At 75.2% G+C, this 26,231-nt stretch carries 25 protein-coding genes and 1 riboswitch; of the genes, 15 read left to right on the top strand and 10 right to left on the bottom strand.

The genetic code is table 11. The features are described from left to right. Nucleotides 1–702 carry an endonuclease/exonuclease/phosphatase family protein gene (locus HUT06_RS14940; RefSeq protein ID WP_176196287.1) on the top strand — a complete coding sequence of 234 codons (702 nt, stop codon included), beginning with the start codon at nt 1–3 and terminating at the stop codon, nt 700–702. Here HUT06_RS14940 and HUT06_RS14945 read toward each other — a convergent pair. Then, nucleotides 699–1,580 carry a hypothetical protein gene (locus HUT06_RS14945; RefSeq protein WP_176196288.1) on the bottom strand — a complete coding sequence of 294 codons (882 nt, stop codon included), beginning with the start codon at nt 1,578–1,580 and terminating at the stop codon, nt 699–701. The two genes, HUT06_RS14940 and HUT06_RS14945, sit on opposite strands and share 4 nt — an antisense overlap. A 367-nt stretch (nt 1,581–1,947) precedes the next feature. Between HUT06_RS14945 and HUT06_RS14950 the strand changes: the two genes are divergently transcribed. The 8 genes from HUT06_RS14950 (at nt 1,948) to thiI (ending at nt 9,365) form a co-directional block, all read left to right on the top strand. Beyond that, nucleotides 1,948–2,685, top strand: a complete 738-nt coding sequence (locus HUT06_RS14950) for a 1-acyl-sn-glycerol-3-phosphate acyltransferase (protein ID WP_176196289.1) — start codon at nt 1,948–1,950, stop codon at nt 2,683–2,685. Between the two features lie 9 nt (nt 2,686–2,694). Next, complete coding sequence (locus tag HUT06_RS14955) at nt 2,695–3,858, top strand: MacS family sensor histidine kinase (protein WP_176196290.1); 1,164 nt, start codon at nt 2,695–2,697, stop codon at nt 3,856–3,858. A gap of 24 nt (nt 3,859–3,882) precedes the next feature. Beyond that, nucleotides 3,883–4,524, top strand: coding sequence for a response regulator transcription factor (locus tag HUT06_RS14960; protein ID WP_176201374.1), 642 nt, complete (start codon nt 3,883–3,885; stop codon nt 4,522–4,524). An 81-nt stretch (nt 4,525–4,605) separates the two neighbouring features. Continuing rightward, nucleotides 4,606–5,580, top strand: a complete 975-nt coding sequence (locus HUT06_RS14965; protein WP_176196291.1) for a TIGR04222 domain-containing membrane protein — start codon at nt 4,606–4,608, stop codon at nt 5,578–5,580. Continuing rightward, nucleotides 5,567–6,394, top strand: coding sequence for a DUF692 domain-containing protein (locus HUT06_RS14970; RefSeq protein WP_176196292.1), 828 nt, complete (start codon nt 5,567–5,569; stop codon nt 6,392–6,394). Before HUT06_RS14965 ends, HUT06_RS14970 begins: the two co-directional genes overlap by 14 nt. Beyond that, the gene (locus tag HUT06_RS14975) at nt 6,391–6,843 is read left to right on the top strand and encodes a hypothetical protein (protein WP_176196293.1); all 453 of its coding nucleotides are present in this window, start codon (nt 6,391–6,393) and stop codon (nt 6,841–6,843) included. The genes HUT06_RS14970 and HUT06_RS14975 overlap by 4 nt, the downstream gene beginning before the upstream one ends. Nucleotides 6,844–7,002: 159 nt before the next feature. Then, nucleotides 7,003–8,028, top strand: coding sequence for a 6-phosphofructokinase (locus HUT06_RS14980; protein WP_176196294.1), 1,026 nt, complete (start codon nt 7,003–7,005; stop codon nt 8,026–8,028). 104 nt (nt 8,029–8,132) lie between these two features. Then, on the top strand, nt 8,133–9,365 hold the full coding sequence (gene thiI / locus HUT06_RS14985; RefSeq protein WP_176196295.1) for a tRNA uracil 4-sulfurtransferase ThiI: 1,233 nt from the start codon (nt 8,133–8,135) through the stop codon (nt 9,363–9,365). Between the two features lie 232 nt (nt 9,366–9,597). Here the strand turns inward: thiI and HUT06_RS14990 are convergent, their stop codons facing one another. The 3 genes from HUT06_RS14990 to aroF all read right to left on the bottom strand — a co-directional run bounded on the left by HUT06_RS14990 (nt 9,598) and on the right by aroF (nt 12,743). After that, nucleotides 9,598–10,497 carry a DUF5954 family protein gene (locus HUT06_RS14990; RefSeq protein WP_176196296.1) on the bottom strand — a complete coding sequence of 300 codons (900 nt, stop codon included), beginning with the start codon at nt 10,495–10,497 and terminating at the stop codon, nt 9,598–9,600. Between the two features lie 53 nt (nt 10,498–10,550). Next, on the bottom strand, nt 10,551–11,483 hold the full coding sequence (locus tag HUT06_RS14995; RefSeq protein ID WP_176196297.1) for a DMT family transporter: 933 nt from the start codon (nt 11,481–11,483) through the stop codon (nt 10,551–10,553). A gap of 213 nt (nt 11,484–11,696) precedes the next feature. Beyond that, a complete protein-coding gene (aroF, locus tag HUT06_RS15000) occupies nt 11,697–12,743 on the bottom strand; it encodes a 3-deoxy-7-phosphoheptulonate synthase (RefSeq protein ID WP_176196298.1) in 1,047 nt (348 codons plus the stop codon). A 270-nt stretch (nt 12,744–13,013) separates the two neighbouring features. On the opposite strand from aroF, the gene HUT06_RS15005 reads away from it, so the two are divergent. The 5 genes from HUT06_RS15005 (at nt 13,014) to HUT06_RS15025 (ending at nt 18,129) form a co-directional block, all read left to right on the top strand. After that, the gene (locus tag HUT06_RS15005; RefSeq protein ID WP_176196299.1) at nt 13,014–13,637 is read left to right on the top strand and encodes a sulfite oxidase-like oxidoreductase; all 624 of its coding nucleotides are present in this window, start codon (nt 13,014–13,016) and stop codon (nt 13,635–13,637) included. A gap of 132 nt (nt 13,638–13,769) precedes the next feature. Continuing rightward, nucleotides 13,770–15,092: a histidine kinase gene (locus tag HUT06_RS15010; RefSeq protein ID WP_176196300.1), complete on the top strand. Its 1,323-nt coding sequence runs from the start codon at nt 13,770–13,772 to the stop codon at nt 15,090–15,092. A 76-nt stretch (nt 15,093–15,168) separates the two neighbouring features. Further along, on the top strand, nt 15,169–16,002 hold the full coding sequence (locus tag HUT06_RS15015; protein WP_176196301.1) for a LytTR family DNA-binding domain-containing protein: 834 nt from the start codon (nt 15,169–15,171) through the stop codon (nt 16,000–16,002). Continuing rightward, complete coding sequence (locus HUT06_RS15020) at nt 15,992–16,417, top strand: hypothetical protein (RefSeq protein ID WP_176196302.1); 426 nt, start codon at nt 15,992–15,994, stop codon at nt 16,415–16,417. Before HUT06_RS15015 ends, HUT06_RS15020 begins: the two co-directional genes overlap by 11 nt. Next, entirely contained in the window at nt 16,414–18,129 is a 1,716-nt protein-coding gene (locus HUT06_RS15025) for a cation acetate symporter (protein WP_176196303.1), read from the top strand. The genes HUT06_RS15020 and HUT06_RS15025 overlap by 4 nt, the downstream gene beginning before the upstream one ends. A gap of 633 nt (nt 18,130–18,762) precedes the next feature. Here the strand turns inward: HUT06_RS15025 and HUT06_RS15030 are convergent. The 6 genes from HUT06_RS15030 to thiO form a co-directional block, all read right to left on the bottom strand. Next, entirely contained in the window at nt 18,763–19,611 is an 849-nt protein-coding gene (locus HUT06_RS15030; RefSeq protein WP_176196304.1) for a deoxyribonuclease IV, read from the bottom strand. Nucleotides 19,612–19,631: 20 nt separating this feature from the next. Next, the gene (gene pknB, locus HUT06_RS15035; RefSeq protein ID WP_176196305.1) at nt 19,632–21,554 is read right to left on the bottom strand and encodes a Stk1 family PASTA domain-containing Ser/Thr kinase; all 1,923 of its coding nucleotides are present in this window, start codon (nt 21,552–21,554) and stop codon (nt 19,632–19,634) included. Nucleotides 21,555–21,590: 36 nt separating this feature from the next. Continuing rightward, nucleotides 21,591–22,538, bottom strand: coding sequence for a DMT family transporter (locus HUT06_RS15040; protein WP_176196306.1), 948 nt, complete (start codon nt 22,536–22,538; stop codon nt 21,591–21,593). A 144-nt stretch (nt 22,539–22,682) separates the two neighbouring features. Next, nucleotides 22,683–23,456 (bottom strand): thiazole synthase, encoded by a 774-nt coding sequence (locus HUT06_RS15045; protein WP_176196307.1) that lies wholly within the window; start codon nt 23,454–23,456, stop codon nt 22,683–22,685. Between the two features lies 1 nt (nt 23,457). Continuing rightward, nucleotides 23,458–23,658 (bottom strand): sulfur carrier protein ThiS, encoded by a 201-nt coding sequence (gene thiS, locus HUT06_RS15050; protein ID WP_176196308.1) that lies wholly within the window; start codon nt 23,656–23,658, stop codon nt 23,458–23,460. Beyond that, nucleotides 23,655–24,782: a glycine oxidase ThiO gene (gene thiO, locus HUT06_RS15055; protein ID WP_176196309.1), complete on the bottom strand. Its 1,128-nt coding sequence runs from the start codon at nt 24,780–24,782 to the stop codon at nt 23,655–23,657. The genes thiS and thiO overlap by 4 nt, the downstream gene beginning before the upstream one ends. Then, a riboswitch (TPP riboswitch) is annotated at nt 24,772–24,884 on the bottom strand. Its footprint overlaps the gene before it by 11 nt. Nucleotides 24,885–24,978: 94 nt before the next feature. On the opposite strand from thiO, the gene HUT06_RS15060 reads away from it, so the two are divergent. Then, the gene (locus HUT06_RS15060; RefSeq protein ID WP_176196310.1) at nt 24,979–26,196 is read left to right on the top strand and encodes an NAD(P)/FAD-dependent oxidoreductase; all 1,218 of its coding nucleotides are present in this window, start codon (nt 24,979–24,981) and stop codon (nt 26,194–26,196) included. Nucleotides 26,197–26,231 lie beyond the last annotated feature (35 nt).

Here is a 26,231-nt window from a genome sequence, read left to right on the forward strand (position 1 = left end):
GTGGCCGCCGTCCGCCTGCTGACCTACAACGTCCGGTCGCTGCGCGACGACGCGGCGGCCGTGGCCCGCGTCGTGCGCGGCGCGGGCCCGGACGTGCTGTGCCTGCAGGAGGTGCCGCGGTTCCGGGCGTGGCGGGTGCGGCGGCGCCTGCTGGCGCGGGCGTGCGGCCTGCGGATCGCGGCGGGGCGGCGGGCCTGCGGGCTCGCCGTTTTTACCGCCCCGCACGTCCGCCGGGTCGCGCGCGAGTTCCATCTGCTCACCCCCGACCGGGGCCTGCACCGGCGCGCGCTGGCGATCGCCGTGCTGGAGGCGGGCGGCGCCCGCCTGATCGCCGCGAGCACCCATCTGGACCTGGAGCCCGGCCCGCGCGAGCGCCACGTCCACGAGATCCTCGCCCATCTCGACCGGGCCCGCGCCCGCCACGGCGCGCCCGCGGTGCTCGCGGGCGACTTCAACGAGGAACCGGGCGGCGACGCCTGGGGCCTGCTCGCCGCGCGGTTCCGGGACGGCTACGCGGCCGCCCCCACCGGCGGGGAGCTCACCTTCTCCGCCCGGAACCCGAACCGGCGCATCGACGCCGTCTTCGCCGACTCCGCGATCGGGATCGAGGCGTGCGGCGTCCCCGAGGACGAGGCCCTCGCCCGCGACTACCCGATCGCCACCGACCACCGGCCCGTCATGGCCGACCTGCGGCTGGGCTAGACGATGGCCCCGTCGTCGGGGTCGCGGGGCTCGTCGCCCATCCGCAGGACGAGCGTGACGAAGCCGCCGATGAACGCGGCGACGGCGAGGAAGGCGGCCCAGCCGGGCACCTCCCAGTCGAGGATGACGGTGACGAGCAGGTAGACGGGCCCGCCGATCAGCGCGATCCAGGCGCCCTTGGTGAGCGGGTCGGCGGCCGGCAGCGGCGGCGGGGGCGGCGGGACGTAGTGCTCCTCCTCGCCGCCGTCGGCGGGGAACTCCGGCGGCTCCGGCGGCTTGATCACGCGGGCGCGGGGGAGCCGGCCGGAGCGGTCGTCGCCCTCCCGCGGCGGGTCGGCGGCGGGCTCGCGGACGTCCTCGCGGATGTCCTCCTGGTCCGGCCAGGGGACGTCGTCGCCCTCCGGGCCGGTGTCGAACCCGGCGACGATCTCGGCCCAGATGGCGTCCTCGTCGCGCTCGGCGACGCCGCCCCCGTCCGTGCTGGCGGCGCCCTCGGCGGGGTCGGCGAGACCGGTCTCGGCGCGCTCGGCCTTCTCGGCGCGCTCGCCCTGGTCGCCGCGCTCGGCGGGCTCGGCGGCCTCCGCGCGGTCGGCGTCGGAGCCGCGGGCGGACGCCTCGCGGAGCCGCGCCAGGTGGACGCGCAGGATGCCCTCGGCGGCGGGCTTCATGTCGACGTCCACGTACAGCCGGTCGAGGACGTCGCCCGCGACCGGCTCGGCGGCCGGGTCGGCGAGTTCGGGCAGCCCGGCCGGCGAGGTCGCGTAGGCGGCCACCCCGGCCTCGCCGAGCGCCGCCAGCATCGCGTCGGCCAGATGCGGGGCGAGATCGACCAGCGGGGCGTAGGTGTCGGCCGACAGGCCGTTGCCACGGCGATTCACGGGGCCGGCTCCTTCGACGACTCCGGCGTGACCGTCGGCACCGGCATGGCGGCCTCCGCTCCCCCATCGACACTGCGGTGCCCGGCCGTGCCCGCGGCCCGCCGCGGCACTCCCGGACACCCCGAAACGTGTGTCCCACGGTATTCGCTGCGCCGCGCGGGACAAGCCCCCGGGCGCGCCCGATTGAGATTCACCGTTCAGAGCCTACGTTCCCGGCGGGCCCCGCCGCCGCGCGACCGCGTCCCGTTGAGGGGTACCGGTCGGTAGATCGGTGGGACGGGGAGTGGGAGGATGTCCCATCGTCTCCGCTCGGCCAGGGACCGGTCGTGCTCACCCCTGAGGGCACGGTTCCGAGGAAGGTGCCCGCATGCTGTGGTTCTGGATCCTGCTCAGGATCGTCCTGTCGCCGATCCTGTACCTCGGGTGGTGGCCGCGGAACAAGGGCATGCGCAACGTCCCGAAGCGCGGCCCCGCGCTGATGGTGAGCAACCACCTGTCGTTCGCCGACCACTTCTTCGGCCCGCTGCCGCTGATGCGCCCGATCTTCTTCATTGGCAAGGGCGAGTACTTCACCGGCAAGGGGATCAAAGGGCTGATCAGCAAGGGCTTCTTCACCGGCGTCGGCGTCGTGCCGGTCGACCGCACCGGCGGGGACGCGGCGGAGGCGGCGCTGCAGACCGGCCTGCGGATCCTCGGCGAGGGCAAGCTGCTCGGCATCTACCCGGAGGGCACCCGGGCCCCCGACGACCGGCTGTACCGCGGCAAGACGGGGGTGGCGCGGCTGGCGCTGAAGTCGCGCGTCCCGGTGATCCCGATGGCGATGATCAACACCTTCGACCTGATGCCGCCCGGCAAGCCGCTGCCGCGGCTCGGCGTCCGGCCCGGCGTCCGGTTCGGGGAGCCGATGGACTTCTCCCGCTACTACGGCCGGGAGGACGACCACCGGGTGCTGCGGGAGATCACCGACGAGATCATGCGGGCCATCCGGGAGCTGTCCGGGCAGGAGTACGTCGACCGGTACGCCGCCGAGGTGAAGGCCGAGCTGGCGGGCAGGCCGGTGCGGTCCGCCGAGGAGGACGACGGCGGGCTCAGCGACCGCGGGTAGCGGGCCGTGATGGGCCTGGAGGTCGCGCTGTGGCGGGCCGTCGCCGTCTACCGGGGGCTGGCGCTGGTCTACGCCGCGATCGTGATCGCCATGAACTTCGACGGCTACGCGCACCCCGCCGCCGGGTGGGCCGTCCTCGCGGTCATGGCGGCGTGGACCGCCTACGCGGTCGCCGCGTTCGGCGACCCGCGCCGCCGCGGATGGCCGCTCCTGGCCGCCGACCTCGCCGTCGCGGCGGCGAGCATCCTCGCGACGGCGTGGGTGGAGACCGCCGCGAACATCGCCGCCGGGCGCCCCACCCTGCCGGTGTCGTGGGTGGCGGCGGCGGTGCTGGCGTGGGCGGTGGCGGGCGGGCGGCGGCTCGGCCTCACCGCGGCGCTCGTGCTGGCCGCCGCGAACCTCCTGGTCCACGCGATCGCCGGGACGGGCGGCGGCATCGGCGGCACCACGTTCAACGGCATCGTGCTGCTGGTGCTCGCCGGTCTCGTCGTGGGGCACGTCGTCCGGCTGGCGCGGGAGGCCGAGGCGCGGCTGGCCCGGGCGGTCGAGCTGGAGTCGGCCAACCGCGAGCGCGAGCGCCTGGCCCGCCGCATCCACGACTCGGTGCTGCAGGTCCTCGCCATGGTCCAGCGGCGCGGCGGCGAGCTCGGCGGCGAGGCGGCCGAGCTGGGCCGGCTCGCCGGGGAGCAGGAGGCCGCGCTGCGCGCCCTCATCGGCACAGCCCCGGCCGCCCCCGCGCGGGCCGACACCGCCGACACCGCCGACACCGCCGACGCCGACCTGCGCCCGCTGCTGACCGCGCACGCGTCCACGTCCGTCACGGTCTCGACGCCGGCGACCGCGGTGCCGCTGCCCGCGCACGCCGCCCGCGAGGTCGCGGCGGCCGTGGCGGCGGCGCTGGACAACGTCCGGCGGCACTGCGGCGACGGCGCCCGCGCGTGGGTGCTGCTGGAGGACGGCGCCGACGGGGTCGCCGTGAGCGTCCGCGACGACGGCCCCGGCATGCCCCCGGGCCGGCTGGCCGAGGCGGCGGCGGACGGGCGGCTCGGCGTCGCCCAGTCCATCCGGGGCCGCGTCGCCGACCTCGGCGGCACGGTCGCGATCGCCGCCGCGCCGGGCGAGGGCACCGAGATCGAGATGACCGTGCCCCGCCGCCCGGTTCGTCCGGCTTAGGGTGTGCACGTGAGCCTGCGAGTCATGGTCGTGGACGACCACCCGATGTGGCGCGAGGCCGTCGCCCGCGACCTCGCCGAAGCCGGGCACGACGTGGTCGCCACCGCCGGGGAGGGCCGCGCCGCGGTCCGCATCGCCGCCGCCGCGCGCCCCGAGGTCGCGGTCGTCGACCTCCAGCTGCCCGACCTGAGCGGCGTCGAGGTCACCCGCCACCTCGCCGCCGCCGACCCGCCCGTCCGGGTGCTGGTGCTGTCGGCGAGCGGGGAGCAGCAGGACGTCCTGGAGGCGGTGAAGGCGGGCGCGACCGGCTACCTGCTGAAGTCCGCCGCCCGCGAGGAGTTCCTGGACGCCGTCCGCCGGACCGGAGAGGGCGACGCGGTCTTCACCCCCGGCCTCGCCGGGCTCGTCCTCGGCGAGTACCGCCGCCTGGCCGCCGCGCCCGCCCGCGCCGAAGACGACGACGCCCCGCGCCTCACCGACCGCGAGACCGAGGTGCTGCGGCTCGTCGCGAAGGGCCTGACCTACAAGCAGATCGCGCAGCGCCTCGTCCTGTCCCACCGCACGGTGCAGAACCACGTGCAGAACACCCTCGGCAAGCTCCAGCTCCACAACCGCGTCGAACTCGTCCGCTACGCCATCGAGAAGGGCCTCGACCAGGAGGACTAGCGGCACCCGGATCCAGGCCCGAACCACGGCCGGAGCGCCCGCGTCTCACGACGTGAACGTGCCGCCGGACGGGAGCGTGCCATGGTCGACGACATCTCGGGGTCCGCACTGGGCTTCCTCGCGTTCCACCTCGTGATCGGTGCCCTGCTGCTGTTGATCTTGCGGACCGTGCGGGCGCCGCTGGTGCGCGGCGCCCCGCCGCCGCGCGACCCGCACCCCTACGAGATCGCCTACCTGCACGGCGGGGGACGGCACGCGATCGCGGCCTCGCTGACCGCGCTCCGGCTCGACCGCGCGGTCGACGCGCACGCCGACGGGCGGCTCGCGGCGACCGGGCCGGCCGGCGCGGGCCCGCACGCGGCCGGGACTCCGCTGGACGCGGCGGTCTTCGGCGCCGTCGCCGGCGGCCGGGCCGGGACGCTCGCCGAGCTCACCGCCGAGGCGGGCGTCCGGGCCGAACGCGACCGGCTCCGCGACGGGCTGGTCGCCCAGGGCCTGCTGATCGGGCCGGGCGGGCGGACCCGGCTGCGGTTCGCCCGGGGCGCCGTGTTCGTCTGGATCGTGATCGGCTTCTCGGTCTTCGTCCTCGGCGACGTCTTCGAGGGGTTCCCGGCCGCGCTGGTGCCGCTCGCGGGCCTGGCCGCGCTGGGGATCGGCGCGCTGTCGCTCGGTGCGGACAAGGGCGAGCGGACGGCGGAGGGGGAGCGGGCGGTCGAGCGGGCCAGGGAGCGCGCCCCCCATCTCGACCCGGAGAACGGGGCCGCCTACGCCGGGCTCCCCGGCCCCGAGGTCCTGCTCGGCGTCGCGCTGTTCGGGACGGCGGCGCTGATGGCGCTCGACCCGGTGTTCGTCCACACCGTCGGGCTCGGCCGCTACCTGGAGCTGTCCGGTACCGCGGCGACCTCGGGCGTGGAATGGAGATCGTCGTGCTCGTCCAGCGCCTCGGTCTGCTCGGCGTCGTCCTGCGGCGGCGGAGGCTCCTGCGGCGGCGGAGGAGGAGGCTGCGGTGGCGGAGGCGGTTGCGGCGGGGGAGGAGGCTGCGGTGGAGGCGGCTGACCTTCCGGAGCTGGGCGTCGGGATCGGGTGGCGGCCGGAGATCGCGGGGTTCGTCGGGGCGCTGCCGGGGCTGCGCTTCACCGAGGTGATCGCCGAATCGGTGCACCCGGAGCGTCCCGCGCCGGAGCTGGCGGAGCTGCGCGAGCGGGGCGCGGCGGTCGTCCCGCACGGGGTGAAGCTGTCGCTCGGCGGCGCCGAGCCCGTCGCGGCCGAGCGGGTCGCGCACCTGGCCGCGTGCGCCGACGCGCTGCGCGCCCCGCTGGTGAGCGAGCACGTCGCGTTCGTCCGGGCGGGCGGGATCGAGGCCGGGCACCTGCTGCCGGTGCCGCGCACCCGCGCCGCGCTGGACGCCCTCACCGCCAACATCCGCCGCACGCGGGCCGAGCTGCCCGTCCCGCTGGCCGTCGAGCCGATCGCGGCCCTGTTCGACTGGCCGGACGCCGAGTACACCGAGGCCGACTTCCTGACCGAACTGCTCGACCGCACCGGCGCGCTGCTCCTGCTGGACGTCGCCAACGTGTACGCCAACGCCCGCAACCGCGGCGAGGACCCCCTGGACCTCCTCGACCGGCTGCCGCTCGACCGCGTCGCCTACTGCCACGTCGCGGGCGGCGCCGAGCGGGGCGGCCGGTACCACGACACCCACACCGCCGCCGTCCCGCCGGAGGTCCTGGACCTGGTCGCCGAGCTGTGCGCGCGCCGCCGCCCGCCCGGCCTGCTGCTGGAGCGCGACGGGCACTACCCGCCGGCCGGCGAGCTGCGGGCCGAGCTGGACGCCGTCGCCGCCGCGTCCGGCTACCCGCCGATCACATGAGCGGCCCCTTCGACCCCGCCCTCGCGGCGGCGCAGGAGGCGCTCGTCCGCGCCATGGCGGCCGGCGGGCCGCTCCCGGACGGCTTCGACCCCGGCGCCGTCGGGGCCGCCGCGCGCGGCATCCTGCTCAAGCGGGCCGGGGAGGCCGCCCGCGCGTGGCCCGCACTCGCCGCGTCCTACGGGACGTCCTGGCGCGACGCGTTCACCGCCTGGGCCGCCGAGCGGCCGACCCGCGGGTCATTGCGGGACGGGTGGGACTTCGCGCGCGCCCACCGCGGCGAACTCGACGCGGACGCGGCGCGGGAACTGGCGCTCGCCGAGGTCCGGTGGTCGTATGACGGCGAGTCCCCGCCGCGCCCCCGCCGGGCCGCCGTGCGCCGGGCGCCCGGGGGAGTGGCGGTGCGGGTTCGCGGGTACGTCCGGGTCTTCGGACGGGGCGCGCCGCGCTGACCCGTGCGGCGCGGCGCGAACGGTGTGCCGCCGCCCCCGGCAGCGGCTATGGTCTAGACCAATGGCGGCACGCCGGGACGCCCGGCGCGCCCGCCCCGTGGCCGTATGTTCGGGCCTGTGAATCGAGGGAGGAGCCCGGTGGCGGGAGAAGGAGACGGCATGCGCGTCGGAGTGCTGACCGGTGGCGGGGACTGCCCCGGACTGAACGCGGTGATCCGCGCGGTCGTCCGCAAGGGCGTGCAGGTCTTCGGCTACGAGTTCGTGGGCTTCCGGGCCGGCTGGCGCGGGCCCCTCGAAGGCGACACCGTGGCCCTCGACGTGCAGGCCGTGCGCGGGATCCTGCCGCGCGGCGGCACGATTCTCGGCTCGTCCCGGACCAACCCGGTCAAGGTCGAGGGCGGCGTCGAGCGGATCAAGGACAACCTCGCCGGCCTCGGCGTGGACGCCCTGATCGCCATCGGCGGCGAGGACACCCTCGGCGTCGCGCGCGAGCTGTACGCGAGCGGCGTCAACGTCGTCGGCGTCCCGAAGACGATCGACAACGACCTGAACGCGACCGACTACACGTTCGGGTTCGACACCGCCGTCAACATCGGCATGGAGGCCGTCGACCGGCTGCACACCACCGCCGAGAGCCACCACCGCGCGCTGATCTGCGAGGTCATGGGCCGGCACGCGGGCTGGATCGCGCTGCACGTCGGCATGGCCGCCGGCGCCAACGTCATCCTCATCCCCGAGCGGCCCTTCGACATCGAGAAGGTCTGCCAGTACGTGGAGAGCCGGTTCAAGACCCGGTACGCGCCGATCATCGTCGTGTCCGAGGGCGCCCACCCGATCGACGGGCAGATGCAGCTGCAGACCGGGGAGCGGGACGCGTTCGGGCACGTCCGGCTCGGCGGCATCGGCCAGGCCCTCGCCGACGAGATCGAGAAGCGCACCGGCAAGGAGGCCCGCGCCACCGTGCTCGGGCACATCCAGCGCGGCGGCACCCCCACCGCGTTCGACCGCGTCCTCGCCACCCGCTTCGGCCTCCAGGCCATCGACGCCGTCAAGGACGGCGACTTCGGCAAGATGGTCGCGCTCCAGGGCACCGGCATCGTCCGGGTCGGGCTGGACGAGGCGACCAAGGAGCTGAAGACCGTCCCGCTCGAGCGCTACGCCGAGGCCGAGGTCTTCTTCGGCTGATCGGGCCCTCCCGGCGGGAACACGTCTTCCGGGTCGCGGTGTTGCCCACTGTGGGCCACACTAGAAGCCGGCCCCTCGACCTGTTCCCGCCAGGAGGATCACGCATGACCACGCTCGACACCGCGCCGGCGGACGCCCGGGAGCAGTCGCCGGCCGGCGGCGAGCCGTGCGTGCTGCTCAAACTGGGCGAGGTCGTCCTCAAGGGCAAGAACCGCGAGCTGTTCGAGCGCCGCCTCGCCGACAACGTGCGGCTGGCCGTCCGGCCCATCGCCCGCGTCGACGTCGTCCGCCGCCACGGCGTGTTCATCATCCGCAAGCACGACGCCGACCTCGCCACCATGGAGCGCGTCGCGCAGCGGGTGACCGACGTCATGGGCATCGTGTGGGCGCACCGCGCCTGGCGGGTCGGCAAGGACCTCGCCAGCGTCGAGCGCGCCGCCCTCGAACTCATGGACGGCCGCACCGGCACCTTCGCCGTCCGGTCCCGGCGCCGCGACAAGCGCTTCCCGATGACCTCCACCGAGCTCGACCGGCACATCGGCGGCCTCGTCGCCGAGCGCTACGGCCAGCCCGTCAGGCTCAAGGACCCCGAGCACACCCTGTCCATCGAGGTCGACCGCGACGAGGTGTTCGTCTACTCCGGCGGGCTGCCCGGCCAGGGCGGCCTCCCCGTCGGGATGAGCGGCCGCGCCCTCGTGCTGATGTCCGGCGGCATCGACTCGCCCGTCGCCGCCTACCGGATGATGCGCCGCGGCCTGCGCGTGGACTACCTGCACTTCTCCGGCATGCCGTTCACCGGCCCCGAGTCGATCTACAAGGCGTACGCGCTGGTCCGCGAGCTGGACAAGTTCCAGGGCGGGTCCCGGCTGTTCGTCGTCCCGTTCGGCAAGGCGCAGCAGCAGATCAAGTCGTCCGGCGCGGACCGGCTCGCCGTGATCGCGCAGCGCCGGCTGATGCTGCGCACCGGCGAGGTCCTCGCCCACCGCCGCCGCGACACCGCGCTGATCACCGGTGACGCGCTCGGCCAGGTGTCCAGCCAGACGCTCACCAACATCACCGCGCTGGACGACGCCGTCGAGCTGCCCATCCTGCGCCCCCTCGTCGGCATGGACAAGAGCGAGATCATGGACCAGGCGCGCCGCATCCGCACCCTGTCGATCTCCGAGCTGCCCGACGAGGACTGCTGCACCATGCTCGCGCCCCGCCGCGCCGAGACCAAGGCCAAGATCGACGACCTCCGCCGCATCGAGAAGCGCCTCGACGTCGACGAGCTGGCCGACCACCTCGCCGACTCCGTCCAGGAACACCGCCCGACCTACGGCGACACCACAACCTGACCCGGCGCCCTCAGCGTTTCATCGTGGAGGTCCGCTCCGGTCGGCCCCTCAGCGTTTCATTGTGGGGGACGACCCCCACACCCCCGATAAGAGCGCGGCCCGCTGAGGGGGGCGACCTCCGCTGGCGCTCCGGTCGCCCCCTCAGCCTTTCATTGTGGGGAACGACCCCCACACCCCCGATAAAGGACGGCCCGCTGAGGGGCCGACCTCCGCTGGCGCTCCGGTCGGCCCCTCAGCGGGCGTCGAAGTCCGTGGGGCGCGGGGGTTCGGGGCCGTCCGGGCCCATCAGCGTGATGCGCTCGATGCGGACGATGCGGAACCGGCGGCCGGCCACCGCGATGCCGTTGCGGCGCGACTCGGCCTCCAGCAGCTCCGCCGCCTCGGCGAAGCGGGTGACGTCCGCGTCGGCCGGGCTCTCCACCGCCGGGACCACGTGCCGGAAGTAGGTGATCAGCGCGTCGCGGGCCTGCTGCGGCGCGCCGTGCAGCCGGCCGACCGGCCGCCAGCGCCGCTCGCTGCGCTCGGCCACCGTGAACGCGGGCGCCAGCGCGACCGGGGTGAGGAACGCGCCGGACGGCTCGTGCCCCGCCGCCGCGGCCGCGTCCAGCAGCCGGCACAGCAGCTCGGCCGCCGGCTCGGACACCGGGTCGTCCTCGGGCAGCAGCTCGTAGGGGCGGACGGACGCGGCGCGGCCCGCGGCGGGCCGCGGGTCCGGGTCCGTGGGGCGGGGCGGCTCCGGGCCGTCCGGGCCGGTGCGGACGAGCTGCTCGATCCGTACGATCCGGAACCGCCGCCCGGCCGCGGCGACCTCGTCGGCCGCCTCGCCCTGCACGGCGCGCGCGGCGGCGAGCAGCTCGTCCTCGCGCGCGCCGCCCGCGAGCGCCGCCAGGTCCTCCAGCCGCCCGGCGAGCAGCTCGCGGACGCCCTGCGGCAGCGGATCGCACGGGCACACGACCTGCCAGCCGCCCGGGACGTGCTCGGCGGCCGTGAACAGCGTGCCCACGGCCACGAGCTCCGGATAGGCGGACAGGGCGCGGCACGCGTCCGCGAGCCGGACCGCGGCGACCGGGTCGACGCCGTCCAGGTCCTCCGGGAACAACCGCCCCCCGGCGTCACCATCGCCCATCGTCATGCCGGACATCATCCTCGCCGCGCCGGTTCCGGCCAATGGTCCAGACCATTTTGTTACCGCCGCGTTCTCCACCGGGCGGGCGCGATGAGCACGACCAGGCTCGCCGCCAGCAGCGCCAGGCCGGCCAGCGCGGCGGCGCCGAGCCGCTCGTCCAGCAGGACCGTGCCGAGCACCGCGGCCACCGCCGGCTCCGCCAGCGTCAGCGTCGTCGCCGTCGTGGCCGGGGTGGTGCGCAGGCCCCGCGCGAACAGCAGGTAGCCGCCGCCCGTGGTGACCACGCCGAGGTAGAGCGCGATCAGCGCGCCCGACCCGGTGAGCAGCCAGCCCGACCCGGCCGACAGCACCGGGAGCAGCGGGACGGCCGCCGCCGCGAACAGCGCCCCGGCGACGGCCCGGTCCTCCTCGCCGCGCCCGATGAGAACGGACGCGACCGTCGCGTACACCGCGTACGACAGCCCGGACAGCAGCGCCAGGGCGATGCCCACCGGCTCGACGCCGGCGTCCCGGCCGCCGCCGATGAGCAGCGCGCAGCCCGCGACGGCGCCCGCGGTCGCGACCGCCCACCGCCCGGCCGGCCGCGACCGCCGCGCGAGCAGCCCGATCACGCCGGTGAACGCGGGCGCGCTGCCGATCGTGACGACCGTGCCCACCGCCACGCCGGTGCGGCCCGCCGCGACGAAGAACGCGGTCTGGTACACCGCGATCGCGACGGCGCCCACACCGACCAGCGGCAGGTTGCGGCGGTTCCCGAGCAGCCGCCGCAGCCCGGCGCCCCGGCGCGTGCACGCCGCGAGCACCAGCAGGACGGCACCGCCGATGACGATGCGGCTCGCGGCGACCGAGAACGCCGACGCGCCCTCGGCGAACGTGCGGACGGTCCCTGTCGTCCCCCACAGGGACGCCGCCAGCAGGACGTCGGCACCGCCGCCGGAGCGGGCGCGGGCGGCCCGTCTGGACGCGTGCCGGAGGAAGGTGTGCTGTGACACGGAGGCTCCTGACCTCGAATCGGAAGAGGAAGTTCCGGATTCGGGGCGCAGGAGGACGCCGGCCGGGCGCGTGTCCGCGCCGGGCCGGGGTCAGAACTCGCTGTGAGTGCGGTCGCCGCGCCCCGTCAGGAGCGCGGCGGCCCGCAGTCGGAGACCCAGTACGCCATGCGAGGGACGATACCGGCCCCGTGCCGGGCACGGGCCGGGCGGGACTCAGGCGGGGACGGTGTCCGGGTCCTCGGCCTGGGTCAGGGCGCGGTCCACCAGCGGGGGCAGGTCGCGGACGAGCTTGGCCAGTTCGCGCAGGTCGCCGTCCACCAGGGCCTGCGGGCCGTCGCACAGGGCGGTCTCCGGGTGCGGGTGCACGTCGATGATCACGCCGTCGGCGCCGACCGCGATCGCGGCGCGGGTCAGCGGCAGGACGAGGTCGCGGCTGCCGCCCGAGTGCGACGGGTCCACGATGACCGGCAGGTGGGAGAGGCGCTGCGCCACCGGCACCGCGGAGATGTCGAGGGTGTTGCGGGTGGCCTTCTCGAAGGTGCGGATGCCGCGCTCGCACAGCACGATGTCGAGGTTGCCGCGCTGCGCGACGTACTCGGCGGCCATCAGCCACTCCTCGATCGTCCCGTTCATGCCGCGCTTGAGCATGACCGGCTTGCCGGACTCGCCCGCGGCCTGCAGGAGGGCGAAGTTCTGCGCGTTGCGGGTGCCGATCTGCAGCATGTCCGCGTAGGAGGCGACCAGTTCGACGTCGCCGGCGTCCACCACCTCGGTGACGATCGGCATGCCCGTCTCCGCCCGCACGTCCGCGAGGATGCGCAGGCCCGCCTCGCCGAGGCCCTGGAACGCGTACGGGGACGTGCGCGGCTTGAAGGCGCCGCCGCGCAGCAGCGTCGCGCCCGCGGCCTGCGCCATCTGCGCGGCGCCGAGGGTCTGCTCCGGGGTCTCCACGGCGCACGGGCCGGCGATCAGCGTCATCGTGCCGGGGCCGATCGGCACGCCGCCGACCCGCACCACCGAGCGCTCGCCGTGGTTCTCCCGGCTCACCAGCTTGTAGGGCGCCGAGATGCGGATGACATCGCTGACGCCGCGCATCCCGCGCAGGTTGAGGGCGCCGAACTGCTGGACGTCGCCGACGAGGCCGACGATGGTCCGCTCCACGCCGCGGCTGACGAAGGCGTCACCTCCCGCCGTCTCGACCAGTGAGACGACGGCCTTGATATCCGCTTCGTTGGCCTCCGGGGCCATGACGACGACCATGCGTGTGCTGCCTCTCCTGTTTCGCCCGGAACCCCGGTGGGCCCCGCGGACGACCCTTGAAACAGAGAAAGCCCCGGGCCACTGGGCCCGGGGCTTCTCGATCCGTGGTCTGTCAGCGCAGCGTCTGGCAGACCAGCCGCCCGGGCTGGCCGTACCAAAAGAAATAGACGACGTTGCGCACGGGCCCAAGCGTATCCGATGCGCGCGGCGGCCATTCGCACCGCCCCCGAATATGGCTCAGCTCACGCCGGATGGCAGGATGGCCGCGTCATGACCCACCCCGAGCACTCCGCACCGCAGCCGCGGGACCTGCCGCCCGGCCAGTACGTCCCCCGCGGCTGGCCCGTCCTGCATTACGGCCCCGTGCCGAAGTTCCGTCCCGCGGACTGGGACTTCCGGGTCTTCGGCGCCACCGAGTCGGGCGGGCAGCACCGCTGGACCTGGGACGAGTTCGACGCGCTGCCGCGGGCCGGGGCGGTCTCCGACTTCCACTGCGTCACCAAGTTCACGATCCCCGGCAACGAGTGGGAGGGCGTCCCCGGCACGGCGATCGTGGAGCTGGCGCCCCCCGCGCCGGACGTCACCCACGTGATGGTCTGGGCCGAGTACGGCTACAGCGCCAACATCCGGATGAGCGACTTCCTCGCCGACGGGACCATGTTCGCCACCCACCACGACGGCGAGCGGCTGACCGCCGACCACGGGGCGCCGCTGCGCATCGTCGTCCCGCACCTGTACGCGTGGAAGAGCGTGAAGTGGGTCCGCGGCGTCGAGTACCTGGTGAAGGACCGCCGCGGGTTCTGGGAGGAGCGCGGCTACCACAACGTCGCCGACCCGTGGCGGGAGCAGCGCTACTCCTACCAGGAGGACGAGGGCGAGTCCCCGCCCCTGTGAGGACGCGCCGCCCTGGACATGCCGCCCTGGACGTGCCGCCCTGGACGTGCTGCAGGGCGTGGCCTATCCGAGACATTCGTAAATGGGCAACGGCCGGACCGCCGGGGACGGTAGACGTTACCGTAAGTCGTCATGGTCCTACCGTCCGTCGCAGATGCCGCGGTCCACGCCGCGGCCGCCGGCGCCGCCTCCGGGGTCTGGGCGCTGCGCCGGTGGTTCCGCCTGCCGCGCCGCGCGCCCGCCGACCCGGCCGAGGAGGCGGCGTTCGCGGCTCTCGGCCTGATCGCGCGGGCGTCGCCGCCGCTGCGCGCCGGGCTGACCGGCGAGGCGGCGCGGACGGCGGCGCGGGAGCTGCGGCCGCTGCTCGGCGCCGAGGCGGTCGCGCTGGTCGCCCTGCGCCCCGCGCAGGCCCCGGGCCGCCTCGGCGACGCGGCGGGCGGTGACCCCTTCCGGGCCGCGCCCCGGCTGCTGGCCTGGGACGGCGCCGGCGGCGGCGCCCACGCGGCCGAGGCCGTCGGGCTCGCGGTGCCCGTGCTCGCGTCCGGCCGCCCCAGGGCCGGCGCCCCGGAGCCGGTCGGCTGCGCCGATCCGCACTGCCCCGTCCAGGTCGCGCTGACCGCGCCCCTCACCGTGGCCGGACGGGTCGAGGGCACGCTCACCGCGTACTGGCGCAGCGTGACGGCGGCGCGGATCCGCGCCGTCGGCGAGGCGGCCCGGTTCGTCGCCGGGCAGCTGGAGCTGGCCGAACTGGACACCGCCCGCGTCCGGCTCGGCGAGGCCGAGACGCGCGCGCTGCGCGCCCAGATCTCGCCGCACTTCGTCTACAACTCGCTGACCACGATCGCCTCGTTCGTCCGCACCGACCCCGCCCGCGCCCGCGCCCTGCTGCTGGACTTCGCCGACTTCGCCCGCTACTCCTTCCGCGACGGCCGCGACTTCACCACCCTCGCCGACGAGCTGCGCTCCATCGACCGCTACCTGCTGCTGGAGCGGGCCAGGTTCGGCGAGCGGCTGAAGTGCAGCGTCGACGTCGCGCCGGAGGTGCTGCCGGTCGCCGTCCCGTTCCTGGCGCTGCAGCCGCTCGTCGAGAACGCCGTCCGGCACGGGATGGCGGGGCGGCGCGGGCCGTTCCACATCACGATCGTCGCGCGCGACTCGGGGGCCGAGGCCGCGATCAGCGTGGAGGACGACGGCGCCGGCATGGACCCCGAGCGGCTCCAGGAGATCCTGTCCGCGCCGCTCGGCCGGCCCGGCCCGACCGGCTGGGGCAGCGTCCCGGCGCGGCCCCGCAAGGACGGGCGCGCCGACCCGGGCATCGGCCTCGCCAACGTCGACGAGCGGCTGCGGCAGGTCTACGGCGAGGACTACGGGCTCACCGTCGAGACAGCGCTCGGCGCCGGAACCAAGGTCAGATTACGCGTGCCGAAGTGCCGTCCAGGGGTCTTTCTGGAGTGACGCCCGGCCCCGCGGCGCGACACTCACTTCCTGGAATCGATTGCGGACGGACGGTAATCGCGGCAAAGTCGCCCTCATGCTCCACGTCCTCGCCGTCGACGATGAACGCCCCGCATTGGAGGAACTGGCCTATCTCCTCCGCCAGGACCCGCGGATCGGGCAGGTCACCGGCGCGGGGGACGCCTCGTGCGCGCTCCGCGACCTGAGCCGCATGCTCGTGGAGGGCGAGCGCCTCGACGCCGTGTTCCTGGACATCCGGATGCCGGGCCTCGACGGGCTCGACTTCACCCGGCTGCTCACCGGGTTCTCCGCGCCCCCGCACGTGGTGTTCGTGACCGCGCACGACGACTGCGCCGTCACCGCCTACGAGCTCGGCGCGCTCGACTACCTGCTGAAGCCGGTCCGGCAGGAGCGGCTCGCCGAGTCGGTCCGCCGCGTCGCCGAGGCCGTGCACCGCACGGGCCCGCCCGCCCCGGAGGCCCCCGCGCCCGACGACGAGCTGATCCCCGTCGAGCTCGGCGGCCGCACCCGGCTCGTCTCCCGCCGCACGGTGACGCACGTGGAGGCGCAGGGCGACTACGTCCGGCTGCACACCGCCGACGGCGGGTACCTGGTCCGGATGCCGCTGTCGGCGCTGACCAAGCGGTGGGAGACCGCCGGGTTCATCCGGATCCACCGCAGCACCCTGGTCGCGTCCGCGCACATCACCGAGGTGCGCTTCGACGGCGGCCGCGCCGCCGTCCGGATCGGCGACGAGCTGCTGCAGGTCAGCCGCCGGCACACCCGCGAGGTGCGGGACCGCCTGGTCCGCCGGTTCCACCACCCGGAGGGCGGCCCGCCGGACGCCGGCCGTCCGGCGGGCGGCGCGGCGGCGGGCGGCGCGGCCGAGGAGGCGGGCGATGGCCGGTGAGCACCGGGCGGTGCTGCCGGCGGAGCCCGCCGTCCGCGCGGCGGGGGAGGGCGCCGCACGGCCGGCCGCCCGGGCCGCCGCCCCCGAGGCACCGGACGCCGACCCGCTCCATACCGGCCCGCCCCGATCCGCCGCGTCCGGCACTGCCCCGCCGGGGCCGCCCGGCCCGGCCGAGACGCGCGCCCTGATCCGCGCCCAGCTGCGGACCGCGCTCGGCACCTGCGCGATGGTCATGTCCGTCCTGGCCGGCCTGCCGCTGCTGGCGCTCGTCCCGCCGGTCGCGCGCGTCCGCGCGCACGGGCTGCCGGTGCTGTGGCTCGTCCTCGCCGCCGGCGTCCAGCCGGTCTGGATCGCGGTCGCGGTCCGCCAGTTGAGACGGGCCGAACGGGCCGAGCGCGCGCTGGACCGCCGGTGACCGCGCCCGCCGCGGCGGCCGCGCTCATCGCGCCGGCCGTGCTGCTCGGGGTGACGGCCGCGCTCGGCGTGTACGGGCGCCGCTCCGCCCGCACGGCCTGCGACCTCCTGGTCGCCTCGCGCGGCGTCACGCCCTGGCGGAACGCGTCCGCGATCAGCGGCGAGTACATCTCCGCCGCCGCCTTCCTCGGCACCGCCGGGCTCGTCCTCGCCTACGGCGCCGACATGCTGTGGCTGCCCATCGCCGCGACCGCCGGGCACGTCCTGCTGCTGGCGTTCGTGACCGCGCCGCTGCGCCGCTCCGGCGCCTACACGCTCTCCGACTTCGCCGAATGGCGGCTCGGCTCGCGCGCCGTCCGCCACCTCGTCACCGGCTGCGTCTGCTTCGCCGGCTGGTTCTACCTGCTGCCGCAGTTCCAGGGCGCGGGCGTGACGCTGCGCGTGCTGACCGGCGCCCCGGCCTGGGCCGGCTGGGCCGTCGTGGTCGCCGTCACGCTGGCGCTCGTCCTGTCCGGCGGGATGCGCAGCATCACCACCGTCCAGGCCGCCCAGTACTGGGTGAAGCTGGTCGCGGTGGCGGTGCCCGCGGCCGCGCTGCTCGGGATGTGGCACCTGCACGGCGCCCCCGGCCCGCTCGGCGCCGGCGTCCCGCGGTTCGAGCAGGCCACGCGGGTGGACGTCCGCACCGGCGTGACCGTCACCGTCCCCGCCGACGTCACCGTCACCGCACGGGGCAGCGTGGACGGCGCCCACCGGCACGGCGGCGCGGTCCGCCTGCCCGCGGGGCGGCACACCATCGGCCGCGGCACGACCGTGGTCTTCCCCGCCGGGACGCCCGTGCCGCACGCCGAGCGCCTGCCCGTCCAGGACGGCGGCACCTGGGCGACACCGTTCGCGCGCGGCGATCGGCACGAACTGTTCCGCACCTACTCGGCGATGCTGGCCATCCTGCTCGGCACGATGGGGTTACCGCACATCCTGATGCGCTTCTACACCAGCACGTCCGGAAGCGCCGCGCGCCGCACGGCCGCGATCGTACCCGTCCTCCTCGCCCTGTTCTTCCTGTTCCCCGTCCTCTACGGGACGCTGGGACGCCTGTACGCGCCCGAACTCCTCATGACCGGCGACACCGACGCGACCCTCCTGCTGCTCCCGAAGCGGATCATCCCCGGGCCGCCCGGCGCGCTGCTCACCGGCCTCGTCACCGCCGGGGCCTTCGCCGCGTTCATCGCCACCTCCTGCGGCCTCGCCGTCGCCATCGGCGGGACGCTCGCGCAGTGCGCCCGCCGCGCCGGCCCGGCCGCGTTCCGGCGCGGCGTCCTGGTCGCGCTCGCCGCGCCGCTCGTCCTGCTGCCGGGCCTCGGCGCGCAGGGCGCGGCGGGCCTGGTCACCATGGCCCTCGGCGTCTCTGCCTGCTCGCTGTGCCCGCTGCTGCTGCTCGGCATCTGGTGGCGCGGGCTGACCGCCGCCGGCGCCGCCGCGGGCCTCGCCACCGGCGGCGGTCTCGCCGTCGCCGCCGGGCTCGCCCGCCTCTTCCGCGACGCGCCCACGGGCTGGCCGGCGACCGTCCTGGACCAGCCCGTCCTGCTGATCGCCCCGGCCGCCTTCGCGACCATGGTCGCGGTGTCCCTGCTGACCCGCCGCCGCGTCCCCCGCCACACCGACGGGGCCCTGCGCCGCCTGCACCTCCCCGAGGACCTCCGCGCCGGGTGAAGCCCCGCGATCCGGCCACGAACGGCACCCGTGCCGCGGGGACCGTCCGCGCCCGACCGCTCGTCCCGCCGGACCGACCGCTCGTCGCGTGACTACGCTACGCACATCTATGACTACGTACCGTTCGCCGATGCCCGTGTTCTCCTGGTGCCGCCGGGCCGTGCCGCGCGTCTAGTGTTCTCAGTGGCACCACACGCCACACCGCCACCGGAGGGGCGGGCGGCCCCTCGGCCGCGGAACCTCCCACAACAGCAAATCCCGGAGATCCGGCACAGGCCGGATCGGAGTCGCCGGATCCCGTACCGGGGGGGTGGGATCCGGCGGCCTGTGGCTCGGGCGCCGCTGAACAGTCGGGGGGTTGTTCAGCGGCGTCCGAGTCGTATTTGTTTTTTGCCCTTGGCGTCAGGCGCTAGGGCGCCTTCCTTCGGCGGGCAAAAGTGCGATTGCTGCATCGCTTCGGCTCGCCTTGCGGCTCGCTGCGCGATCAGGTTTCTCGCTTCGCTCGCGACCTGCCTTCGGACGCAATCGCGACGGCCCAGGTTGTCGCCGGGCTGAGGTGGTGGCCGGTGCCGTCGCAGTAGTGGGTTGCGGTTTTGCCGTGCGGCTCGCCTGGCGGCTCGCTGGGTTACTGCTCTATGCGGTGCGGAGGCGCTTGAGGGTTTCTATGTCTTTTGCGTGGGGTTCGGGGGCTCGGCCCGGGGTTTCGATCAGGAAGGGGAGGCCCTGGACGGCGGGGTGCGCGAAGAGGTCGGCGAAGGGGTGCTCGCCGATGTGGCCGGCGCCGATGTTCTCGTGGCGGTCGCGGCCGGAGGCGCAGGGGTCCTTGGAGTCGTTGGCGTGGATCAGCTTCAGGCGGCCCTCGCCGACGGTGGCGACCAGGGCGTCGATGGTCTGCTTGGCGCCGCCGGGGGCGGCCAGGTCATGGCCCGCGGCGAACGCGTGGCAGGTGTCGAAGCAGACGCCGAGCTTCGGGTGGTGCTCCAGCTTCTCGAAGAAGGGGCCGAGGTCCTGGACCATGGCGCAGAGCATGTTGTTCTGCCCGGCCATGGGCTCCAGGAGGAGGTCGGGGCCGTCCTCGGGGATCTCCTCCAGGAGGGGGAGGACGTGCTCGTGGACCTGGGCCATGGCCTCGTCGTAGGTCTGGCTCACGGCGGAGCCGGTGTGGACGACGACGCCGCGGGCGCCGATGGCCCGGCCGCGGACCAGGGAGTGGCGGACCGTCGCGATCGACTTCTCGAGGGTCTCGGGCGTGGGCGAACCGAAGTTGACCAGGTACGGAGCGTGCACGTACACGGGGATGCCGTGCTCGCGGAGCTTGGCGTCCTCGGCGGGCTTGCCCTCGGGCAGCGCCCAGCCGCGCGGGTTCGCGACGAACACCTGGATCGCCTCGGCGCCGATCTGCGCGGCGTACTTCAGGCCGCCGGTGGCGAGGCCGCCGGCCACGGGGACATGGGCCCCGACGGGGCTGTTCGGTGAGGTCATAGCCGGTTCAGCGTATCCGGTCACGGGCCCTTGACGAGGGTGACGGTGGAGCCGCGCGGGGCCTCGCCGCTCGAGGGGGACTGGAAGCGGACGACGTTGCCGCCGATGCCCGTCACGTTGACCTTGAAGCCGGAGTCCTTGAGGGCCTTCTTGGCGTCGTCCACCGTGCGGCCGGTGACGTTGGGGACGGGGATCTTCTCCTCGCCGCCGCCGTCGTCGCAGCCGAGCTGGATCGGGCCCGCGTCCACGATGCAGTCGCGCTTGTTGACGACGATGGTGACGTCGTCGCCGCGGGAGACGCCGGTGCCCTCCGAGGGGGCCTGGCTGACGACGGTGTTCGGCTGCTTGCCGTCCACCTTCTTCTTCTGGACGTTGACGTTCAGGCCCATCGAGCGCAGCTGGTTCGCGGCGGCGTCGCCGTTCTGCCCGACGAGGTCGGGCATGGACATGCCGGTGGAGACGACGATCGCGATCGGCTCGTCGGGGGACTGCTTGCGGCCGGCCTCCGGGTCGGTACTGATGACCCGGTCCTTGCCGACGGTCTGGGACGGGCTGGTGCTCGTCCGGCCGACGGTGAAGCCCTTGTCCTCCAGGGTCTTCTTGGCGTCGGCGAGCGGCTTGCCCTCGACGTCGGGGACCTCGTGGGGCGTCAGGCCCTTCGACGGCGTCAGCGTGACCGGCTCGCCCTTGGCGAGGCGGGCGCCGGCGGGCGGGTCGGACCTGGCGACGCCGCCCTTGTGGACGCGGTCGTCGTAGACCGCCTTCGCCGTGCGGACCTCCAGGCCCTTGGACTGCAGCTGGTCGCGGGCGTCGGCGACCTTCATGCCGATGATCGACGACGGGACGTGCTCGTACTGCCCGGACGTCTGGTACCAGACGGCCCAGCCGAGGATGAGCGCCGCGATCGCGCCGATGGCGACGAGGACGTACCGGCCGGTCAGCGCGCCGATCGCGCGGTCGGTGCGGGTGCGCTGCGCAGGGTGGTCGGCGGTCGGCTCGACGCGGGGGTCGAGGACGGCGGTGTGCCCGGGGGCGGGCGCCTCCAGCACGCTGGTCGCGCGGTGGGACGACTCCTCCAGCCGCCGGTCGAAGTCGCGGGGCAGGCCGCCGAACACCTCGGCGGCCTCGGCGAGGTACTGGTTCGCGTCGTGCGGGCGGCGGGCGGGGTCGTGGCTCGTCGCGTCGGTGACGAGCGCGTCCACCTGCGGGGGCAGCCCGGGGACGAGGGTGGACGGCGGCGGCACCGTCTCGTTCACGTGCTTGTAGGCGACCGCGAGCGGCGTGTCGCCCTGGTGCGGGAGCCGGCCGGTGAGCAGCTCGAACAGCATGATCCCGGCGGCGTAGACATCGGAGCGGAAGTCGGCGTCGCCGGACAGCACCTGCTCGGGCGCCAGGTAGCCGACCGTGCCGATGATCACGCCGGTCTTGGTCATCTTGCTCGCCGTCTCGGCCCGGGCGAGCCCGAAGTCGGCGACCTTGACCTGGCCGTCCTCGGTGATGAGCACGTTCTCCGGCTTGACGTCGCGGTGCACGAGGCCGGCCCGGTGCGCGGCGCCGAGCGCCGCCAGCACCGGCTGCATGATCTCCAGCGCGGCGCGCGGGCCGAGCCGGCCGCGCGCGGTCAGCTCCTCGCGCAGCGTGCGGCCCGGCACGTACTCCATCACCAGGAAGACGTGCTCCCCGTCGGTGCGCTGGTCGTAGACCGCGACGACGTTCGGGTGCGACAGCGCCGCCGCGGCCTTCGCCTCGCCGATGAAGCGGGTGACGAAGTCCTCGTCGGAGGCGAGCCCGGCGTGCATCACCTTGATCGCGACGGTGCGGTCGAGGCGGACGTCCCGCGCGAGGTACACCGTGGCCATCCCGCCGCGCGCGATGCGGGACTCGATGCGGTAGCGCCCGTCGAGCATCCGCCCGACGAGTGGATCAGCGACCGTCATGTCCATCGGTGCGAGTTTACGGGTGAACCGAAGCGGAACTCATCAGCCGCGAGTATGAGCATCCATGAGCCCCTGGGGTGATGCCTCTGGGGCGGGAGTGGCGCGGCGGCGGCCCCGGCTGCGGGAGACGGCCACGCCGGCCAGGCACAGCAGGCCGCCCGCGAGGGTGACCAGGCCGGGGACCTCGCCGAGGAACAGCCACGACATCGCGACGACGAGGGCGGGCACGGCGTAGGTGGTGGCGCCCATCTTCCCGGCGGACGTCCGGGCCAGCGCGTACCCCCAGGTGGTGAACGCGAGCGCGGTCGGGAAGACGCCCAGGTAGACCATGTTGAGGGTGGCGCCGGCGGGGGCGTGGGCGGCCTGCTCGGCCAGCTGCCCGGCGAACGGCAGGCAGGCGAGCGCGCCGATCCCGCAGGCGAACGTGGTGAACTGCAGGGCGGAGGCGTGCCGCAGCGCGGGCTTCTGGCTCACCACGCCCGCCGCGTAGGTCACGGCGGCGGCGAGGCACAGCAGCACCCCGCCGACGGACGCGCGGCCGTCCCCGGACATCGACAGCCCGACGACGGCGGCGCCGGCGAACGAGACGGCCATCCCGGCCACCAGCCGGGCCGAGATCCCCTCCTTCAGCAGCCAGCCGCCGAGGAGCGCGATCAGGATGGGCCCGATGTTGACGACGAGGGCGGCGGTGCCCGCGTCCACGAGCTGCTCGCCCCAGTTCAGCGCGACCATGTAGGCGCCGAACCACAGCACGCCGGCGGTGACGATGCCGGGCCACGCCGCCCGGGGCGGGAGTCCCTCGCGCCGGATCGCCCAGAGCACGCCGAGGACGACCGTCCCCGACAGGAGGCGGCCGAGGGCGAGCGCGCCGGGCCCGTACTCGGCGCCGGCGCTGCGGATCGAGACGAATGCGGACGCCCACAGCACGACCGTGACCGTGGCGGCGGCGACCGCGCGCTTGTCGACGCGACCCGTGTTCTCCTGCTGCATGTCACGCACCTTAGGTATGGGTCGTTTCCATGAACACCGAAATGACATGCCAGGTTGCGACATGTCCGGGGTGAGCGAACCCAGTCTGGTAAGGCGCAGGTTTCAGGTCCAGCGAATAATTCTATAGGCGATGCTTTAGCGTTGCTACGAGGTCGCGAGCCCCTCGAACGGCGAGGACGCCTGCGCGTAGCGGCGCCGCGGGATGCGCCCGGCCAGCCGGGCGAGCCGCCCCGCCTCGACCCCGTGCCGCATCGCCGCGGCCATCCGGGCCGGGTCCTGGGCGCGGGTGACCGCGGTCGCGAGCAGCACGGCGTCGCAGCCCAGCTCCATGGCGAGCGCGGCGTCGGAGGCGGTGCCGAGCCCGGCGTCCAGGATCACCGGGACGCCCGCCCGCTCGACGATCAGCTCGATGTTGTGCGGGTTGCGGATGCCGAGGCCCGACCCGATCGGGGAGCCGAGCGGCATCACCGCGGCGCAGCCGAGCTGCTCCAGCCGGTGCGCCAGCACCGGATCATCGCTGGTGTACGGCAGCACGGTGAAGCCGTCGTCGACGAGCTGCTCGGCGGCCTCCACCAGCTCGATCGGGTCGGGCAGCAGCGTGCGCTCGTCGGCGATCACCTCCAGCTTGACCCAGTCCGTGCCGAGCGCCTCGCGGGCGAGCTTGGCGGTGAGCACGGCCTCCCCGGCGGTGAAGCAGCCCGCCGTGTTCGGCAGCACCCGGATGCCGCACTCCTTGAGGACGTCCAGCACCGAGCCGCGCGCCGACGGGTCGACCCGCCGCATCGCGACCGTGGTCAGCGCCGTCCCGGACGCGGTCAGCGCCTCCCGCAGCACATGCATGCTCGGCGCCCCGCCGGTCCCCATGATCAGCCGCGAGTCCAGTTCCTCCCCGGCGATGACCAGTGCGTCCTTCTCCACCTCAGCCTCCTTGCACGGCGGTCAGCACTTCCAAACGGTCGCCGTCGCTCAGTGGCGTGGTCTCCCACGCGGAGCGGCGGACGACCTCGTCGTTCAGCGCGGCGGCCACACCGGTCCGCGCGGCGGTCACGGACGCGACCGCCTCGGCCACGCTCGCGGCCTCGGCCAGCTCGCGCGGCTCGCCGTTGACGGTCACCTTCATGCCTGCACCTCGCAGAAGCGGCCCGGGGCGAACGGCCCCGCGACCTCGGGGACGGGACGGTCCAGCAGCATCGCGGACAGGATGTCGGCGCTCACCGGCGCCAGCAGGACGCCGTTGCGGAAGTGCCCGGTGCCGAGCAGCAGGCCGGGCAGCGCGGACGGCCCCATCAGCGGCGCGTTGTCCGGGGAGCCGGGGCGCAGCCCGGCGGTGACCTCGGCGAACTCCAGCTCGGTGATGCCGGGCAGCAGCTCGCGGGCGTCGCGCAGCAGCTCCCACAGCCCGCCCGCGGTGACCCGCGTGTCGAAGCCCAGCTCCTCCTGGGTGGCGCCGAGGACGATCTCGCCGTCCGCGCGCGGCACCAGGTAGACCGACGAGCCCTTCACCAGGCCGCGGATCGTGCGGCGCAGGAACGGAACCCGGGTGCGGAGCCGGATCACCTGGCCCTTCACCGGGCGGACGGGCGGCACGCTCCCGGGCGGCAGCCCCTCCAGGTCGCCCGACCACGGCCCGGCGGCGAGCAGCACCCTGTCCGCGCGCAGCACCGTCCCGTCGTCCAGCCCGACGCCGGCCGCCGCGCCGCCTTCGACGACGATCCGGGCGGCCCGCTCGCGGACGAGGTGGACGCCGGTCCGCTCGCACGCGGCGAGCAGGGCCGCGGTGAGGCGGCGCGGGTCGATCGAGCCGTCGGCGGGGGCCAGCAGCCCGCCGCGCACGCCGGGCGCGAGCATCGGCTCCGCCCGCCGGCTCTCCCGGCCGGTCAGCGCCTCGGCGGGGATGCCGAGGCTCTCCTGGAAGCGGCGCAGGTCGTCGAGGTACTTCAGGTCGTCGGCGTCGAACGCGACCTGCAGCAGCCCGTCCGTGCGGTGGCCGGTGCCGAGGCCGGTCAGCTCCTCCAGCTCGGCGACGAAGGCGCCGTAGCGGTCGCGGGAGGCGAGGCCGAGCCGCAGCAGCGGCTCCTCGCCGTAGGTCAGCTCGCTGACCGGGGTGAGCATGCCCGCCGCCACCGACGAGGCGCCGCTCGCGGGGGACGGGTCGACCAGGGTGACCCCGCCGCCTCCCGCCGCGGCGGTCCGCCAGGCGGTGGCGAGGCCGATGACGCCCGCCCCGACGATCACGATCTGCATGCGCGCTCCCTTCGCCGGCATGATCCGGATCAGGTCCGGCGGTCGGCGGCCCGGTCAGCCGCCCTCTCAGCCCGGTCGCACCGGACTCCCGCGCTCTGTGATGTTTTACCTGATCCCTACCTTACGACCTCGATCGCGCCGTCCAACTCCTGGACAGGTGTCCACCCGAAATCGGCGGCGCATTAGGCTGCCCTTCATGGACAGGGTCATCGTCGTGGGTGGCGGGCTGGCCGGCGTGCGCGCCGTGGAAGCCCTGCGCAGCAAGGGGTACGAGGGCGCGCTGACGCTCGTGTCGGCCGAGCGCGAGCGGCCGTACGACCGGCCGCCGCTGTCGAAGGCCGTCCTCGCGGGCGACTCCGACGACACGACGGTCGACGCCGACTGGGCGGCGCTGCGCTGCGAGCTGCTGCTCGGCGAGCGCGCGACCGCGCTGCGGCCCGCCGCGCCGGGGCGCGGCGGCGTGCTCGCCACCACCGCCGGCGACCTGCCGTTCGACGGACTGGTCATCGCGACCGGCGCCACCCCCGTCACGCTGCCGGGGGAGGGCCGCCAGCACGTGCTGCGGACCATCGGCGACTCCCGCGACCTGCGGTCCCGGCTGACCGGGGGCGCCCGGATCGTGATCGTCGGCGCGGGCTGGATCGGTGCCGAAGTCGCGACCACCGCCGCGAAGAAGGGCTGCCGCGTCACCGTCGTGGAGGCGGCCGACACGCCCCTCGCCAACGCGATCGGGCCCGAGATCGGCGCGCTGACCGCCCCCTGGTACGCCGAGGCCGGCGTCGAACTGCGCACCGGGGTGAAGGTCGCCGAGGTCGAGCGGGGCGGCCTCGCCCTCGCCGGCGGCGGCCGGATCGAGGCCGACGAGGTCGTGGTCGGCGTCGGCGTCCGCCCGGACGTGTCCTGGCTGGACGGCTCCGGGCTGCTGGTCGAGCGCGGCGTGGTCACCGACGGCTCGTTCCGCGTCTACCAGGGCGAGGAGGAGCCCGGAGCGCTCCGCCCGGACATCGTGGCGGTCGGCGACTGCGCCGCCTGGTGGTCGGAGCGCTACGGCCGGCGGCTCCTCGTCGAGCACTGGGACACCGCCCTCAACGCCCCCGAGACCGCCGCGGCGGCCCTGCTGGGCGCGGACGCGCGCTACGACGCCGCCCCCTACTTCTGGTCCGAGCAGTTCGGCCGCATGGTGCAGTACGCGGGCAGCCACGCCGCGTCCGAGCGGCTCGTCCACCGCGGCGACCCGGCCGGCCGCAAGTGGGCGGCGGTGTGGCTGACCGGCGACCGCCTCGACGCGATCCTCACCGTCGACCGGCCCCGCGACCTGGTGCAGGCGCGGCGGGTGATCGCCGCCGGGACGCCGGTGGACCCGGCGGCGATCGCCGACCCGGACGTGCCCGTCCGGCAGGCCGTTCGCGGATAGCGATCGGCGGCGGAGGGTAACGGCTGTCCAGAGGG

The organism is Actinomadura sp. NAK00032 (genome assembly GCF_013364275.1).
Lineage (GTDB): Bacteria > Actinomycetota > Actinomycetes > Streptosporangiales > Streptosporangiaceae > Spirillospora.

Excerpts from the sequence above, each read along its gene's own strand:
- HUT06_RS15010 (WP_176196300.1), top strand. The coding sequence starts at position 13,770 with ATGGTCCTACCGTCCGTCGCAGATGCCGCGGTCCACGCCGCGGCCGCC.
- HUT06_RS14975 (WP_176196293.1), top strand. The coding sequence starts at position 6,391 with ATGAGCGGCCCCTTCGACCCCGCCCTCGCGGCGGCGCAGGAGGCGCTC.
- HUT06_RS15040 (WP_176196306.1), bottom strand. The coding sequence starts at position 22,538 with ATGCAGCAGGAGAACACGGGTCGCGTCGACAAGCGCGCGGTCGCCGCC.
- pknB (WP_176196305.1), bottom strand. The coding sequence starts at position 21,554 with ATGGACATGACGGTCGCTGATCCACTCGTCGGGCGGATGCTCGACGGG.
- HUT06_RS14980 (WP_176196294.1), top strand. The coding sequence starts at position 7,003 with ATGCGCGTCGGAGTGCTGACCGGTGGCGGGGACTGCCCCGGACTGAAC.
- HUT06_RS14960 (WP_176201374.1), top strand. The coding sequence starts at position 3,883 with ATGGTCGTGGACGACCACCCGATGTGGCGCGAGGCCGTCGCCCGCGAC.
- thiO (WP_176196309.1), bottom strand. The coding sequence starts at position 24,782 with ATGCAGATCGTGATCGTCGGGGCGGGCGTCATCGGCCTCGCCACCGCC.
- aroF (WP_176196298.1), bottom strand. The coding sequence starts at position 12,743 with ATGGTCGTCGTCATGGCCCCGGAGGCCAACGAAGCGGATATCAAGGCC.
- thiS (WP_176196308.1), bottom strand. The coding sequence starts at position 23,658 with ATGAAGGTGACCGTCAACGGCGAGCCGCGCGAGCTGGCCGAGGCCGCG.
- HUT06_RS15005 (WP_176196299.1), top strand. The coding sequence starts at position 13,014 with ATGACCCACCCCGAGCACTCCGCACCGCAGCCGCGGGACCTGCCGCCC.
- HUT06_RS15020 (WP_176196302.1), top strand. The coding sequence starts at position 15,992 with ATGGCCGGTGAGCACCGGGCGGTGCTGCCGGCGGAGCCCGCCGTCCGC.
- HUT06_RS14955 (WP_176196290.1), top strand. The coding sequence starts at position 2,695 with ATGGGCCTGGAGGTCGCGCTGTGGCGGGCCGTCGCCGTCTACCGGGGG.
- thiI (WP_176196295.1), top strand. The coding sequence starts at position 8,133 with ATGACCACGCTCGACACCGCGCCGGCGGACGCCCGGGAGCAGTCGCCG.
- HUT06_RS15060 (WP_176196310.1), top strand. The coding sequence starts at position 24,979 with ATGGACAGGGTCATCGTCGTGGGTGGCGGGCTGGCCGGCGTGCGCGCC.
- HUT06_RS15015 (WP_176196301.1), top strand. The coding sequence starts at position 15,169 with ATGCTCCACGTCCTCGCCGTCGACGATGAACGCCCCGCATTGGAGGAA.
- HUT06_RS14950 (WP_176196289.1), top strand. The coding sequence starts at position 1,948 with ATGCTGTGGTTCTGGATCCTGCTCAGGATCGTCCTGTCGCCGATCCTG.
- HUT06_RS14990 (WP_176196296.1), bottom strand. The coding sequence starts at position 10,497 with ATGACGATGGGCGATGGTGACGCCGGGGGGCGGTTGTTCCCGGAGGAC.
- HUT06_RS15030 (WP_176196304.1), bottom strand. The coding sequence starts at position 19,611 with ATGACCTCACCGAACAGCCCCGTCGGGGCCCATGTCCCCGTGGCCGGC.
- HUT06_RS14965 (WP_176196291.1), top strand. The coding sequence starts at position 4,606 with ATGGTCGACGACATCTCGGGGTCCGCACTGGGCTTCCTCGCGTTCCAC.